Below are 14,915 nucleotides of genomic sequence, written 5' to 3'. Positions count from 1 at the left end.
CTGCCCGACCTGCTGCCCTGGGCGTGGGTGGCGCTCGGGGCGGCCGCCGTCACGATCGGCATCTCGAAGACCGCGCTGCCGGGCGGCAGCACACTCGCGATCGCGCTGTTCGCCTCAGTGCTCCCTGCTCGTACCTCCACGGCGGCGATGCTCCTCCTGCGCCATCGCCCCGGGGCAATCTGCTGCTGGCGGGCACGTACGGCACGCTCGGCGGCTTCACGACCATGGTCGCCAACGCGGGCGGCCCCGTGATGTCGATGTACTTCCTCGCCACACGCGCGCAGGTCATGACGTTCCTCGGCACGTCGGCATGGTTCTTCGCGATCGTGAACATCGTCAAGGTGCCGTTCCTCGCCGGTCTCGGGCTGTTCCCCGGCCCGGTGCTGCTGATGGATGCCGTGCTCGCACCGCTGGTCGTGATCGGCGCGCTGATCGGCCTGCGCATCGCCCGGCGGATCGATCAGCGCCTCTTCGACCGGATCGTCATCGGTCTGACGATCGTCGGGGCGGTCTACCTGCTGTTCTGACGCCGAGACCCGAGCGCGAGCGAAGGCTGCTCAGTCCAGGAATATGTCCGGGAACAGGCGGTCGTCGGGCGTGCCGGGGATGGCGGCGTAGCCGGAGAAGTCCGTCACGCCGTCGGCCTCGAGCACATCCTCGACGATGAGCGACTGGCCCGTGTACGACGCCGCGGGCTTCGTGAGCACCGAATACGCGGCATCCGCGTAGATGTCGGCCGTGCGGCTGGCGGCCATGACCTTGTCGCCGCCGAGCAGGTTCTGCACCGCCGCGGTCGCGATCGTCGTGCGCGGCCACAGCGTGTTCGCGGCGATGCCGTCCTCGGCGAACTCAGCGGCGAACCCGAGCGTCACCATCGTCATGCCGAATTTCGCGAGCGTGTAGGCGGTGTGCGCACCGAGCCACTTCGGCGTCGGGTTCAGCGGAGGCGAGAGCGACAGGATGTGCGGGTTCGCCGAACCGCGCAGCACCGGCACGGCGGCGCGGGAGAGCATGAACGTCCCGCGGACGTTGACGTCCTGCATGAGGTCGTACTTCTTCGCGCCCAGGTCGAGCGAGCGCGAGAGGTCGATGACGCTGGCGTTGTTGATGACGATGTCGATGCCGCCGAACTCGCCCTGCGTCTTCATGACCGCTTCGGTGATGTCATCGTCGTCGCGCACGTCGCCGACGATCGGGAGGGCGTTGCCCCCGGCCGCCCGGATCTGCTCGGCGGCAGTGTGGATCGTGCCCTCGAGCTTCGGATGCGGGGTGTCGGTCTTGGCGAGCATCGCGATGTTCGCGCCGTCGCGCGCGGCGCGCAGGGCGATGGCGAGGCCGATGCCGCGGCTGCCGCCCGACATCAGGATGGTCTTTCCGGCGAGGGTGCTCATGGGTCTCCCTGGGTGGTGGTTCTGCGGATGCTTACTTGGGCGCCATGCGGATCGCGCCGTCGAGGCGGATCGTCTCGCCGTTGAGGTAGCCGTTCTCGATGATGCTCTGCACGAGGGCTGCGTACTCGGCGGGCTTGCCGAGGCGCGCGGGGTACGGCACCTGCTGGCCGAGCGACGCCTGCGCCGCCTCCGGGAGGCCGGCGAGCATCGGGGTCTCCATGATCCCCGGCGCGATCGTGCACACGCGGATGCCGTAGCGCGCGAGCTCGCGGGCTATCGGCAGCGTCATGGCGTGCACGCCGCCCTTCGACGACGAGTAGGCGGGCTGACCGATCTGACCGTCGAACGCGGCGACGGATGCCGTGTTCACGATGACGCCGCGGTCCCCGCCGTCGGTGGGGTCGTTCTTCGCGATCACGGCCGCGGCCTGAGATGCGACGTTGAACGTGCCGACGAGGTTGATGCGGATGACGCGCTCGAAGTCGGCGAGCGCGGTGGGGTTGCCGTCGCGGTCGAGCACCTTGGCCGGGGTCGCGACGCCGGCGCAGTTGACGACGATGCGCAGCGGCGCGTGCTCGTTCGCGGCGGCGACGGCAGATGCGGCGTCCTCGGCGTTCGTCACGTCGCCGGGGGCGAACGCTCCGCCGAGCTCTGCGGCCATCTCGGCGCCGGCCGACGACGGCAGGTCGAGAAGCGTTACGTGCGCACCCGCGGCCGCGAGCGCGCGGGCGGTGGCGAGGCCGAGCCCTGAGGCTCCGCCGGTGATCAGCGCACCGGATCCCTGGATCTGCATGGTTCTCCCTCGAACGGATTGCAACTCAGTGTCAGCATACGCGGTTCTCAGTGTCACCTCTGGTCATTCCGATCACGGAGGTGTTGGCTGGGGTCATGGAACTGCGTCGCAAGCGAGCCTACGACACCGCCGAATCCTCCGACGGGTTCCGTGTGCTGGTCGATCGGCTGTGGCCGCGGGGTCTGTCGAAGGAGCGCGCGGCGATCGATCTGTGGGCCAAGGACACCGCTCCGAGCCCGGAGCTGCGCAAGGCCTGGCATGCGGCATCCGATGATGACTGGGGCACCTACGCCGACCGCTACCGCGCCGAGCTCGACGGCGAGTCCGCCGCGGCACTCGACGCTCTGGCCGGCGAACTGAAGATGCACGACACCGTCACCCTCGTCTACGCCGCGCATGATGAGAAGCACAACCACGCCGTGATCCTCGAGCAGGCGCTGCGAGCACTGCTGCCATGAGCACAACTTCGGATCCGGCGCTCGACACGCCGCGACGGTGGCCTAATCGACGGCGGGTCGCACCGGGGTTCCGAAGCTGTGCACGGCGCGGCGACCCGATGTGAGGGATTCCGGATGGCGCATCCGCTGATGTTCTGCCCGCCTATCTCGGGCCGTCTGGCTGGCTGGGTGTCGACCTCACCGCCGGCACCGACTGGCAGGAGATCTCCGAGCTCGTCGACGCCTCCTACCGGGTGACCACGTACCGCCGGCTCGTGAAGCGGCTCGACGAGGACTAGCTCCAGACGAACCGGAAGGTGCCGGCGAGCACGGCGGCGGCGAGCGCGAGGGCCATGATCGCCAGCGCACCGAGCAGCGCGACGGCATCCCGTCCATGCAGGCTCGACGGCCGAGACCAGGTGCGCGGGATGCCGGAGCCGAACCCGCGGGCCTCCATCGCGAGCGCGAGCCTGGTCCCCCGGCGCACCGCGAACACGAGCAGCACGAACGCCATCGAGAAGAAGCGCCGGATCGCTCCGCTGTCGCCCACCCCCCGCGCGCGGCGCGCGAGGCCCATCGTGCGCCAGTCGTCGAGGAACAGCCCGAGCATCCGGGTACCGGCGAGGATGCCGAGCACGAACCGGCTGGGCAGCTTCGCGACCTGTGCCAGGGCGTCGGCGAGCTCGGTGGGGTCGGTGCGCCCGAACAGCATGATCGTCGGCAGTCCGAGCGCAACGACCCGCAGGCTCACCGCGATCGCGAGCGAGATCGAGTCGTCGCTGATCGTCGCGAAGCCGAAGCTCCAGTAGATGTGACCTGCGGGCTCGGCGTAGAGCAGCATGCTGAGACCGGCGATCGGGGCGAACACGACGATTGGCAGGATGCGCCGGATCACGGTCCGCAGACGCAGGCCGGTGAGCGGTAGGCACAGCAGCTGCAACGCGATCGCGACGAGTCCGCTGACGACGTCGATCGAGGCGAACAGCGGCACGGACAGCAGCAGTGCGAGAACGATCTTCGTGACCGGATTGACGCCATCGAGCCAGGCGCGCGGCTCCAGGTCGACAGCACCCGCCTGCGAATCGTTCAGGCGCGAGTCCGTCATGCGCGCACCGCCTGCGGGCTCAGCTCGATACGCTGACCGCCGAGGTGCCGGACCACGCCCTCGTCATGCGTCACCGCGATGACCGACGTCCCGGAGGCGATCTCCTCCTGGAGCAGCGCGACCAGCTCCACCCAGCCGCGGCGATCCTGCCCGAAGGTCGGTTCATCGAGCACGACGACCTCGGGGGATGCCGCGAGCACGGTCGCCACGGAGAGACGGCGCTTCTGCCCACCCGACAGCGTGAACGGGTTCGCGAGGGCGAGCGGTGCGAGATGGAGGCGTTCGAGCAGCCCGTCGACGACGAATGCCGTTCGGGATGCCGTCCAGCCGAGCGCCTTCGGCCCTACGGCGAGCTCGTCGCGCAGGGTCTGGGTGAGGAACTGGTGTTCGGGCTCTTGGAAAACCGTGCCGATGCGGGTGAGCAGTTCTCGCGAGGTCCAGCGGATCGGCCGCCGCCCGCTCTTTCCTGCGAGCGACTCCGCCGATTCGATGCTGCCCGCCCGCTCCGGGATGAGCCCGGCGAGGGTGAGAGCGAGCGTCGACTTGCCGACCCCGTTCGGTCCGGTGATCACTGTCGCGTGACCGCCCGGCACCCGCACCTCGAGCCCGGACTGCACGATCGTGCGCGGTTCGCGGGCGATCGCAAGACCGGATGCCGCGAGCACTGGCTCGCCGAAATCACTGAGCACCGGCTCCGCGCCCGAAGGCGCCGGCGGCAGCTCAGGCAGCTCGACGTCGAGCCCGGGCACCCACACGCCGGCATCCGCCAGTATCTGGCCGTGCTCGGCGAACACCCGATCCGGTGCACCATCGGCAAGCAGCCCCCCGTCGGCGCCGAGCACGATCACGCGGGTCATCAGATCGACCCATACCGGCGTGCGGTGCTCGACCACCACGAGCGTGGCGCCACTCGCCTCGACGACGCGCTCGACGCTCGCCCGCACCTCGGCGATCCCTTCGGGATCCAGGTTCGCGGTCGGCTCGTCGAGCAGAAGCAGACCGGGCCGCATCGCCAGGACACCGGCGAGCACGAGACGCTGCTTCTGCCCTCCGGAGAGCGCCTTGGTCGCGCGTTGCAGAGGCACGGCGAGGCCGACGGCTTCCATGGCCTCCGCGACACGATCGGGGATCTCGGATGCCGGCACGCCGAGGTTCTCGCATCCGAACGCGACGTCGTCGCCGACTTTGGACAGCACGATCCCGGCATCCGGGTCCTGCATCACGAGCCCCGCCTGCCCTCGGCGGGCCTCGGGGGCCGCGCCGTCGACGAGCAGCGAGCCGGTCCGCTCACCCTCATCGGCGTCGCCGAGGACTCCTGCGAGCCCGGCGAGCAGGGTCGACTTGCCCGCGCCGGATGCGCCGAGCAGCAGTACGCGCTCGCCGGGCTCGATCGTGAAGGTGACGTCTGAGACCGCCGGACGCCTGCGGCCCGCGTAACGCCAGCCCCAGCCCGCCGCCTGCACGCGGGCCGGGGTGGTCCCAGCCCCGCTCATCTCAGACCTCGCGGATGCGCTCTCGCCCTGCCGCGAAGCGGCTGAGCGCCCCTGTGGCGGCGAGGGCGCGCACCAGCAGCCAGCCCACGACACCGGCGAGCACGATGCCCGACACGATCAGGCACACGAGGTAGATCGTGTTGAACTCGAGGGACTTCAGGATGTTCGGGGAGCTGCCGTAGAACAGCTCGAAGATCCACGCGGCGATGCCGGCGCCCGCACCGGCGAGACCGGCGACGACGATGCCGAAGCGGCGGTACAGGAACAGCGCGAAGATGAGCTCGGCCCCGAGACCCTGCACGATGCCGGAGAGGATCGTCGATACTCCCCAGACGTTGCCGATCAGCATCGAGACGATGGCCGCGACGAGTTCGACGACGAGGGCGGCGCCCGGCTTGCGGATCACGAGGCCGCCGACGACGCCGCCGAGCAGCCAGATGCCCACCGCGATGCCGCCGAAGCCGGGGGGCAGCGCGTCGGCGGCGCTGAACCATGCGTAGCCGATGGTGTTCCAGCCCCAGAAGACGAGGCCGATCGCGACGCCGAGGACGGCGGCGACGACGATGTCGACGACGCGCCAGCGCCAGCGACTCGGTGCGACCGTCTCGGCGATCGCGGGCGTGCGTGTAGACGTACTCATCTGAGCTCCTCCCTGCGCCGGCATGATCCGGATCAGGTTCGACGGTCGAAGCGCTTCTCGCTCCCTCTCAGCCCGGCATCGCCCGGACTCCCGTGGTTGTGCCCTCGATCATACCCGCCTCCCGCGCCCGGCGTTACAAGATCGACACCGGGGATTGGGTAGCGTGGGCAGGTGACCATTGACGATGCGACGCCTGTGACGACCCGTCGCGCCTTCCGTGCTCACCGGGAACGCACCACGGTCCCCACCGGTTCGGCACCGGCATCCGTCGAGGCGCCGCTTCCCGTTCCGCCGCCGGAGTCGCCCGAGGATCAAGAGCCTGCCGTCCAGTGGGCGGATGCCGAACGGCCCGCGACCGCACTCCTCTGGCTCGAGACAGCCGATGTCATCGAGACCACGCTTCCCGCCGATCTGGGTGCTGCGGCGACCCGCCCGTCCGGTGACGACCTGCTCGCCGGGACCCGTTCCGGACTGCTGCGCACGCGTTGGCTCGTACCGCTGGGCACCCTCGCGCTGTGCACGGTCGCCTACGGCGCTTCCATGCTCCTGTGGCCGCTGCACGCCGTCGCCCCGGTGGCCGCGGCCGTCGAGGTCCGGATCGCGCCGGCCGCGGCATCCGACATCACGTGGCCGTCCGGGGGCAGCTCGGGCGTCGGGATCGCAGGAGTGTCCTCCGTCGCGTCGGCGACCGGAGCCGTGCCGATCGCCAGCGTGACGAAGGTGGTCTCGAGCCTGATGGTGCTCGACCGACTGCCTCTGGCGCTGGGCGAACAGGGACCGGAATACGCGTTCACGTACGCCGACAGCGTCGAGTACTGGGACTACCGCGTCTCGGACCAGTCCGCACTCGATGTTCCCGTCGACGGCGTACTGACCGAGTACCAGCTGCTGCAGGGGACCCTGCTCGGATCGGCGAACAACTACATCGACCGGCTCGCGCGGGAGATCTGGGGGTCGGAGGCGCAATTCGCCGCTGCGGCGAAGACGTGGCTCGCCGATCGCGGCCTGAGCGACATCACGATCGTCACGCCGTCGGGCTTCGACGACCGCAACACGGCCACACCCGCCGCCCTGCTGAAGCTCGGCGAGCGCGCCATGCAGAACCCCGTCTTCGCCGAGATCGTCGGCACGAAGAGCGTGGAGCTGCCCGGCGCGGGGGTGGTGACGAACACCAACGGGATGCTGGCAGACGCTGGCGTCGTCGGCATCAAGACCGGCACGCTCGGCGAGGACTGGAACCTCCTCACCGCCAAGGACGTGACGGTCGACGACGTCACGGTGCACCTGTACGCGGCCGTCCTCGGGCAGGACGATGACGAGGGCCGGCTCGCGGCGACGCGCTCCCTGTTCACGCAGGTCGAGGCCGACCTCACAGCTGCCGGACCGACCGTCGCCGCCGGCACGGTCGTCGGCAGAGTCCAGACGGACTGGGGCACGACGGTCGACATCGTCACGGACGACGACGCCACCGTCGTGCAGTGGAACGGAGCAGCCTCGGCCGCGACCGTGACCCTCGATCTGATGGATCAACGGGCCGAGGGCGATGACGTCGGCACGCTCGCCGTGCAGGGACCCGTGGATGCCGAGTCCGTCGATGTCTCGCTCGCCGAAGAGGTCACGGGTCCGAGCCCCTGGTGGCGCCTGACGCACCCGCTGCAGCTGCTCGGCATCATCACGAAGTGACCGTCATCACGAAGTGACCGGACCGGAACGCTGAGGGGCGGGCGCCCTCCCGGTCGCCCCGCCCCTCACTCCTGCGTCAGTTGTCGCCGCGCTGTTCGGCGCTCCCCGCAGCGACGCTCTCGGCATCCGACGCCTCGCCCGTCACGACGACGGGGACCGAATCGCTCAGCGCCTCTTCGGCGTCGATGTCGGTCGCGGCCTGCTCGAACTGCGACCGGTAGAGACGCCAGTACGCGCCCTGCGCCGCGATGAGCTCGTCGTGCGAGCCTTTCTCGACGATGTCGCCGTGCTCCATCACGAGGATGAGGTCGGCGTCGCGGATCGTCGACAGGCGGTGCGCGATCACGAACGACGTGCGCCCCTGTCGCAGTGCCGCCATGGCGTGCTGCAGCAGCAGCTCGGTGCGCGTGTCGACCGCGCTCGTCGCCTCGTCGAGAATGAGGATCGACGGCTGCGACACGAACGCGCGCGCGATCGTGATCAGCTGACGCTCACCGGCCGACACGTTCGAGGCGTCCTCATCGAGTATCGTCTCGTACCCGTCGGGGAGCGAGCGCACGAACCGGTCGACGTAGGTCGCCGTGGCCGCCTCGACGACTTCCTCATCGGTCGCGGTGGCACGGCCGTAGCGGATGTTCTCGAGGATGGACCCGGCGAACAGCCACGGGTCCTGCAGCACCATGCCGGTGCGCGAGCGCAGCTCCTCCCTGGTGACGCCGGCGATGTCCTGTCCATCGATGAGGATACGGCCGGAGCTCAGCTCGTAGAACCGCATGATGAGGTTCACCAGAGTCGTCTTGCCCGCACCTGTCGGCCCGACGATCGCGACGGTCTGACCCGGCTCGACCCGGAACGACAGATCCTTGATCAGCGGACGGTCCGGCGTGTAGGAGAAGCACACGTCCTCGAACTCGATGACGCCACGGCCGGCGACATCGGGGTCGGGCAGGGCCGCAGCGTCCTCGGCATCCGGTTCCTGCTCGTCGGCGTCGAGGAAGTCGAACACGCGCTCGGCCGACGCCGTGCCGGACTGCACGACCGCCGCCATGCCGCCGAGCTCCGACAGCGGCTGGGTGAACTGCTGCGAGTACTGGATGAACGCCTGCACGTCGCCCAGGCGCAGCTGGCCGCTGGCGACCATCAGACCGCCGAGCACTGCGATGCCGACGAAGGCCAGGCTGCCGACGAAGGTCATGGCGGGCATGATGATGCCCGACAGGAACTGCGCCTTGAAGCTCGCCTGGTACAGCTCCTCGTTCTCGGCCTGGAAGCTCTCCAGGGCCTCCTGCTCGCGGCCGAAGACCTTGACGCGCGCGTGGCCCGAGAAGGACTCCTCGACGCGGGCGTTCAGGCGCCCGACCTTGCGCCACTGCGTTCCGAACGCCTTCTGCGAGCGCGGGCCGATGATGCCGAAGATGACGCCCATCAGCGGGAGCGCGACGAGGGCGACCAGGGCGAGCTGCCACGAGATCGAGAACATCATGACCAGCACGCCGATGACGGTCAGCACCGAGGTCAGCACGCCCGACAGCGACTGCTGCATCGTCTGGGTGATGTTGTCGATGTCGTTCGTGACGCGCGAGATGAGCTCACCGCGCTGCACCTTGTCGAAGTACGACAGCGGCAGGCGGTTGATCTTCGCCTCGACGGACTCGCGCAGGCGCCACATGGTGCGGACCATGATCACGTTGATGACGTAGCCCTGCAGCCAGCTCAGGAGCGCCGCGACGACGTAGATCGCCAGCACCGCGATGATCACCCAGCGCAGGCGGTCGAAGTCGATGCCCGCGCCGACCTGGAAGTCGCTGAACGCGGCCACCATGTTCGCGAAGTCGTCCTGCCCCTGCGAGCGCAGCATCTCGACGACCTGCTCCTGCGTCGTTCCGGCGGGTACGCCGTTGTCGCCGAGGACCTTCGAGATATAGCCCTCGTAGATGAGGTTGGTCGCCTCGCCGAGCACCTTGGGTGCGGCGACCGTGAGCACGACGCCGACGGCGCCGAAGAACGACACCAGCACGAACCAGGCGGCGGAGGGCTTGAGCAGCCCGATCATGCGGGCGAAGCTCTTGCCGAAGTTGTCGGCCTTGCCCGGCTTGATGGCGTCCCAGTCGCCGGAGTTCTGACGCGCCGCCTCGGCGAGCTCCGCCTCGTACTGCTCCTCGGGAGTCAGCGTCTCGGTGGGGCCCACCTGTGCGTCGGACCCAGGAGTGGGGGCGTTGCCGCTCATGCGTCCACCCCCAGCTGCGACTCGACGATCTCGCGGTAGGTGTCGTTGGTCTCGACGAGTTCGTCGTGCGTGCCGACGCCGACCATCTCTCCTCCTTCAAGGACCACGATGCGGTCGGCATCCGTGATCGTGGAAACGCGCTGGGCGACGACGATCTTCGTCACCTGCGGCAGTTCTCGCCAGAGCGCCTGCCGGAGCCTGGCGTCCGTCGTCAGGTCCAGCGCCGAGAACGAGTCGTCGAAGACGAGGATCTCGGGCTGGTGCACCAGGGCTCGGGCGATCGCCAGACGCTGGCGCTGACCGCCGGAGACGTTGGTGCCGCCCTGGGCGATGCGGGTCTCGAGCCCGTCGGGCATCTCGGAGACGAAGTCCTTGGCCTGGGCGATCTCGAGCGCTCGCCACAGTTCCTCGTCCGTGGCATCGGACCGGCCGTAGCGCAGGTTCGACGCGATCGTTCCGGTGAACAGGAACGGACGCTGCGGCACGAGGCCGATCGTCTTCCACAGCGCGTCCATGTCGGCCTCGCGCACATCGACGCCGCCGACCCGCACCGTGCCGCCGGTGACGTCGAACAGCCGCGGGATGAGCGAGACCAGCGTCGTCTTGCCGGCGCCGGTGGATCCGACGATCGCGACGGTCTGGCCGCGCTCCGCGCCGAACGAGATGTTCCTGAGCACCGCGGAGTCGGCTCCGGGGTAGGTGAACTCGACGTCCTCGAACATCACGGTGCCGGGCACCGGGAAGTCGGTTGCGCCGTCCTCGGGACGCTCGAGGCTCGACTCGGCGTCGAGCACCTCGCCGACGCGCTCTGCCGAGACGGCCGCACGCGGGATCATCATCGCCATGAAGCTCGACATGATGACGCCCATCATGATCTGGCCGATGTACTGCATGAAGGCGAACAGCGTGCCGACCTCGACGTTGCCGTTCTGCACCTCGAGTCCGCCGAACCAGATGACGCCGACCACGGTGACGTTGAGGATCAGCATGAACAGCGGGAACAGCAGCACGAACAGCGAGCCGATGTTGCGGCCGAGCTTCATGAGGTCGGTGTTCGTCTCGCGGAACCGCTCCTCCTCGACGCGTTCGCGCACGAAGGCGCGGACGACGCGGACGCCGGTGAGCTGCTCGCGCATGACGCGGTTGATCTGGTCGAGCTTGCCCTGGTTCTTGCGGAACAGCGGGACCATGCGCATGATGATCAGCACGGCGACGATCAGCAGCACGGGCACGGAGACGGCGATCAGCCAGCTGAGGCCGACGTCCTGCTGCACGGCCATGATGATGCCGCCGATGGCGAGCAGCGGCGCGGTGACGAACATGGTCGCGCCCATCATCGCCAGCATCTGCACCTGCTGCACGTCATTGGTGTTGCGGGTGATGAGGGAGCCGGCGCCGAACTGCGACACCTCGCGCTCCGAGAAGCTACTCACGCGCGCGAACACGTCGGAGCGGATGTCGCGGCCGACGCTCATGGCCGCCTTCGCGGCGAAGTACGTGGCGACGACCGAGCAGACGATCTGGCCCAGCGACACGACGAGCATCCAGGCGCCGGTGCGCCAGATGTACCCGGTGTCGGCGGCCGCGACGCCCTGGTCGATGATGTCGGCGTTCAGGCGGGGCAGGTAGAGCGTGGCCAGGGCGCTGGCGAACTGGAAGACCAGCACGCCGACCAGCAACGGCCAGTACTTGGAGAGATAGCGGAAGAGGAGTTTTCCGAGCATGGAGGAGGAGTCCTTCTGGAGAAGAGCCCGAAAGGGCCAGAAGCTAGCGTGCCACGACCCGCCGACATTGCCCATCCCCCGTGAGGATTATCCGCTCAAGGCGAACGACCCGCAGATGAGACCGGATTTCTCACCCGCGTCCAAGAACCTGCGACGTCGTCGTCAGCCGAACAGCGGGGTCTCCGGGACGTATCCGCGAGCGCCGGCACCGGCATCCTCGGCGAGTTCCACGATCGTCGCCGGCTGCCACCGCGGCGAGCGGTCCTTGTCGACCAGTTGCGCTCGAATGCCCTCGGCGAGGTCGGGATGCTGCGTCGCGAACCACATCACGCGCCGGTACTCGCCGATCAGCGCATCCCGAAGGGTGCCCTCGCGCGCCTCGCGCACGGCATCCAGCGTCACCGCGAGGCCCGTCGGCGACAGCTCGGCGAGCGTGGCTGCGGTGGCGGATGCCGACACCTCTGCGCGTGCGGAGAGCCGATCCGCGATCTCGCCCACGGAGTCCGCGGAGAAGACCTCGTCGATCCAGGCGCGCTCCCCCGCGAGCGCCGAGGCCTCGGGCGTCTCATCGAACAGCAGCACGAGTTCGGACGGGCTCGTCGGATCGGCGCGGTTGCGCAGCGCCTCGCGCAGGTCGTCGAGCCGCTGCGAGGGCACGTAGTGATCCGCGAAGCCGGCGTACACCGCATCCGCCGCCGTCATGATGCCCCCGGTGAGCCCCAGGTACTCGCCGAGGCGTCCCGGGGACCGGCCCAGCAGATACGTGCCGCCGACGTCGGGGGTGAATCCGATGCGGGTCTCCGGCATGGCCAGCCGGCTGCGCTCGGTGACGATGCGGATCGCGGCGTGGCCGGCGAGGCCGATGCCGCCGCCCATCGTGATGCCGTCGGCGATCGCGACGATCGGCTTCGGATACTCGGAGATCATGAGGTTCAAGGCGTACTCGGCACGGAAGAAATCTGCCGTCCTCTGCGCCTCGCCGGCTGTGACCTGGTCGTAGAGAGCGCGCACGTCGCCGCCGGCGCACAGCCCGCGGTCGCCGGCCCCGTCGAGCAGGACGATGTCGATGTCGGTGTCGGCGCGCCAGGCGTTGAGGGCGGCGGTGAGCTGCCCGATCATGTCGAGGTCGAGCGCGTTGATCGCCTTCGGCCGGTTGAGGGTGAGCCGCCCCAGCGCACCCTCGGTGCGAACGAGAACGGTGGGCTCGGCGTCGATGTCAGTCACCCTGGCCACGTTACATGGGCCTGTTCTGGGGTTTCTGCGCTCGGTCGATGCGGAATTCTGCGTGTTTTCCGGCAAGATGGGGAGAACGCCCATGCAGGAAAGGCACTTGATGGCAGACGGACAGCTGATCGAGTTCGACCGTGCGACCAAGCGCTTCGGCGCGGTCGCCGCGGTGTCGGACTTCTCCGCGCGCGTCAATCCGGGGGTCGTCACCGGGTTCCTCGGGCCCAACGGCGCGGGCAAGACCACGACTCTGCGGATGCTGCTCGGGCTCGAGCGGCCGACCAGCGGCACGGCCACGATCGGCGGCTCCCGCTACGCGGAGCTGCGCAGCCCCGCCCGCGTCATCGGCGCGATGCTCGACGACCCCGGCTTCCGCGCCCGTCGCACGGTCGAGCGCCACCTGATCACGACGGCCAAGGCGAACGGCATCCCGCTGGGCCGCGTCGGCGAGCTCATCTCCTTCGTCGGACTCGATGCCGACGTCGACACCCGCATCGCCGCCCTGTCGCTCGGGATGCGCCAGCGCCTGAGCGCGGCGACCGCTCTGCTCGGAGACCCCGGAGTCCTCGTGCTCGACGAGCCGGCCAACGGGCTCGATCCCGAGGGCATCCGCTGGATGCGCACGCTCATCCGCGGCCTCGCCGACGAAGGACGCACCGTCCTGGTCTCGTCGCACGTCCTGTCGGAGGTCGAGCAGATCGCCGACGAGATCCTCGTGATCGCGCGCGGCGAGCTGAAGTTCGCCGGCACCATGGAAGATCTCGCCGACCCCCGCAGCGGGCCCGTCGTCGTGGATGCTCCCGATCGCGATGCCCTGTCGGGTGCGCTGGCGGATGCCGGATACGAGTACGAGATCCTGCGATCCGGCCTCACCGTCCGCGGCAGCGACGCCGCGACGATCGGTCGCGTCACGGCGCGCGCCGGCGTCGCGCTGACGACTCTGCAGCAGCGCGGTCCGACGCTCGAGGACGTCTTCCTCGACCTCGTCAACGACCGGTACGTCCGCCCGGAGCCGGCTGCGACGACAGACGCGGACACGCTGTTCGAGATGACGGATGCCGGGGATGCGGAGCCGGCTGCTGCCGGGGAAGCCTCCGACGAGGACGAGCGGCTTCGACTCGCTTCGCTCGACGCCGCGTCGCAGGAGGACGACTCGTCGCGCGACGACGCCGCGTCGCAGGACGACGACGCACCGCTGGACGACGCTCCGCGCGACGACGACACTGCGCTGGTCGACGCTGAGACCACGGAGGCGGGCGAAGCGTCTGCTTCCTCCGAAGCATCCACCGACGAGCGCCCGCTGCCGGGCCTGGCCGGTCTCGCCGCTGTCGCCAGCATGTTCGCGAACCCGGTCACCGACCCGAGCGGCGCGGCGGCCGAGGTCGAGGCCGTCGAGGCCGGGGCCGTCGAGGCCGGGGCCGCGGAGGAACCCGAAGCAGCCGAGGGCCAAGCAGAGTCCGAAACCGCCGATGCCGACGACGCCACCCGCGTGATCGACATCGTCCCGGGGTTCGACGAGGCCGCCCCTGACGAGGCCGCCACTGACGACGCCGCACCCGAAGACGCTCCGGCCGACGGCGAGGCACCGCACGAGGGAACTGCACCCGATGAGAGCGCAGCAGAGGGCGCGCCCGAGCACGACTCCGAAGAGTCCGACCGGGGCTGAGCTCAGACCGGGCGCGGCCGGATGACCGGCCGCTGACGTCCCGTCACGACCGGAATCGGCGCCGTTCCCGCGAGTTCGACGACGTCCACCGGCTCCTCCGATGCATCGAGCCGAAGCGCCTGCGTGAGGGCGAGTCCGTGCCGGGTGGTGAAGATCAACCGCTGGAACTGCTCGTCGCCGTCGAGATCGATGACCACGCTCGGCCGGCGCCGGCGGATGAGGACGAAGTCCGTCGTCGCAGCCGCCTTCCAGGTGCCCGCGGCGAGGATGCCGGGGAGGTGCGTGCCCGGCCCCGGGACGCCGCGCAACCAGGTCCACGCGTCATCGGTGAGCTGCACCTTCGTGATGGTCTCCCGCGCGATCCGCAGGTTCTCGCGGTGGAACGTGGCCGCACGCTCGACCGGAGAGAGCACAACCTCGAGTTGCGTCTGGTCCAGGAACAGGGTCACCATTCGTCCAGTCTGCCAGCGTCGACCTGTAAACGGCGTGCGACTTCCTCACAGCCCGACAACGATCGCGTTGTGCGGTT

General features: G+C 69.4%; 12 protein-coding genes, 1 pseudogene and 1 riboswitch. Of the genes and pseudogenes, 4 read left to right on the top strand and 9 right to left on the bottom strand.

The window, feature by feature from the left end; translation table 11 throughout:
* Positions 1–527 (top strand): annotated as a pseudogene (locus tag HWX58_RS00265) (TSUP family transporter).
* A gap of 30 nt (positions 528–557) precedes the next feature.
* Here the strand turns inward: HWX58_RS00265 and HWX58_RS00260 are convergent.
* Positions 558–1,391, bottom strand: coding sequence for an SDR family oxidoreductase (locus tag HWX58_RS00260; RefSeq protein ID WP_175984962.1), 834 nt, complete (start codon positions 1,389–1,391; stop codon positions 558–560).
* Positions 1,392–1,422: 31 nt separating this feature from the next.
* The gene (locus HWX58_RS00255) at positions 1,423–2,184 is read right to left on the bottom strand and encodes an SDR family NAD(P)-dependent oxidoreductase (RefSeq protein ID WP_175984961.1); all 762 of its coding nucleotides are present in this window, start codon (positions 2,182–2,184) and stop codon (positions 1,423–1,425) included.
* A gap of 95 nt (positions 2,185–2,279) precedes the next feature.
* Here HWX58_RS00255 and HWX58_RS00250 point away from each other — a divergent pair, with 95 nt between their 5' ends.
* Complete coding sequence (locus tag HWX58_RS00250) at positions 2,280–2,642, top strand: DUF488 domain-containing protein (protein WP_175984960.1); 363 nt, start codon at positions 2,280–2,282, stop codon at positions 2,640–2,642.
* A 274-nt stretch (positions 2,643–2,916) separates the two neighbouring features.
* Here the strand turns inward: HWX58_RS00250 and HWX58_RS00245 are convergent, their stop codons facing one another.
* From HWX58_RS00245 to HWX58_RS00235, 3 genes are all read right to left on the bottom strand, one after another.
* Entirely contained in the window at positions 2,917–3,726 is an 810-nt protein-coding gene (locus HWX58_RS00245) for an energy-coupling factor transporter transmembrane component T family protein (protein ID WP_175984959.1), read from the bottom strand.
* A complete protein-coding gene (locus HWX58_RS00240; protein WP_175984958.1) occupies positions 3,723–5,219 on the bottom strand; it encodes an ABC transporter ATP-binding protein in 1,497 nt (498 codons plus the stop codon). The genes HWX58_RS00245 and HWX58_RS00240 overlap by 4 nt, the downstream gene beginning before the upstream one ends.
* A gap of 1 nt (position 5,220) precedes the next feature.
* On the bottom strand, positions 5,221–5,859 hold the full coding sequence (locus tag HWX58_RS00235) for an ECF transporter S component (protein ID WP_175984957.1): 639 nt from the start codon (positions 5,857–5,859) through the stop codon (positions 5,221–5,223).
* A riboswitch (TPP riboswitch) is annotated at positions 5,852–5,963 on the bottom strand. Its footprint overlaps the gene before it by 8 nt.
* Before the next feature lie 67 nt (positions 5,964–6,030).
* Between HWX58_RS00235 and HWX58_RS00230 the strand changes: the two genes are divergently transcribed.
* The gene (locus HWX58_RS00230; protein WP_175984956.1) at positions 6,031–7,542 is read left to right on the top strand and encodes a D-alanyl-D-alanine carboxypeptidase family protein; all 1,512 of its coding nucleotides are present in this window, start codon (positions 6,031–6,033) and stop codon (positions 7,540–7,542) included.
* Between the two features lie 76 nt (positions 7,543–7,618).
* Here HWX58_RS00230 and HWX58_RS00225 read toward each other — a convergent pair whose 3' ends face one another.
* The 3 genes from HWX58_RS00225 to HWX58_RS00215 all read right to left on the bottom strand — a co-directional run bounded on the left by HWX58_RS00225 (position 7,619) and on the right by HWX58_RS00215 (position 12,717).
* Complete coding sequence (locus tag HWX58_RS00225) at positions 7,619–9,769, bottom strand: ABC transporter ATP-binding protein (RefSeq protein ID WP_250646017.1); 2,151 nt, start codon at positions 9,767–9,769, stop codon at positions 7,619–7,621.
* Positions 9,766–11,493 carry an ABC transporter ATP-binding protein gene (locus HWX58_RS00220; protein ID WP_175984955.1) on the bottom strand — a complete coding sequence of 576 codons (1,728 nt, stop codon included), beginning with the start codon at positions 11,491–11,493 and terminating at the stop codon, positions 9,766–9,768. Before HWX58_RS00220 ends, HWX58_RS00225 begins: the two co-directional genes overlap by 4 nt.
* A gap of 162 nt (positions 11,494–11,655) precedes the next feature.
* Complete coding sequence (locus HWX58_RS00215; protein WP_250646016.1) at positions 11,656–12,717, bottom strand: enoyl-CoA hydratase/isomerase family protein; 1,062 nt, start codon at positions 12,715–12,717, stop codon at positions 11,656–11,658.
* 109 nt (positions 12,718–12,826) lie between these two features.
* Between HWX58_RS00215 and HWX58_RS00210 the strand changes: the two genes are divergently transcribed.
* Entirely contained in the window at positions 12,827–14,386 is a 1,560-nt protein-coding gene (locus tag HWX58_RS00210; RefSeq protein WP_175984953.1) for an ABC transporter ATP-binding protein, read from the top strand.
* Between the two features lie 2 nt (positions 14,387–14,388).
* On the opposite strand, the gene HWX58_RS00205 is transcribed toward HWX58_RS00210, so the two are convergent.
* On the bottom strand, positions 14,389–14,838 hold the full coding sequence (locus tag HWX58_RS00205) for a hypothetical protein (RefSeq protein ID WP_175984952.1): 450 nt from the start codon (positions 14,836–14,838) through the stop codon (positions 14,389–14,391).
* Positions 14,839–14,915: the final 77 nt, after the last annotated feature.

It is taken from the genome of Microbacterium tenebrionis (assembly GCF_903645325.1).
Taxonomy (GTDB): domain Bacteria; phylum Actinomycetota; class Actinomycetes; order Actinomycetales; family Microbacteriaceae; genus Microbacterium; species Microbacterium tenebrionis.
This window is presented reverse-complemented; position numbering and strand designations above follow the sequence as displayed.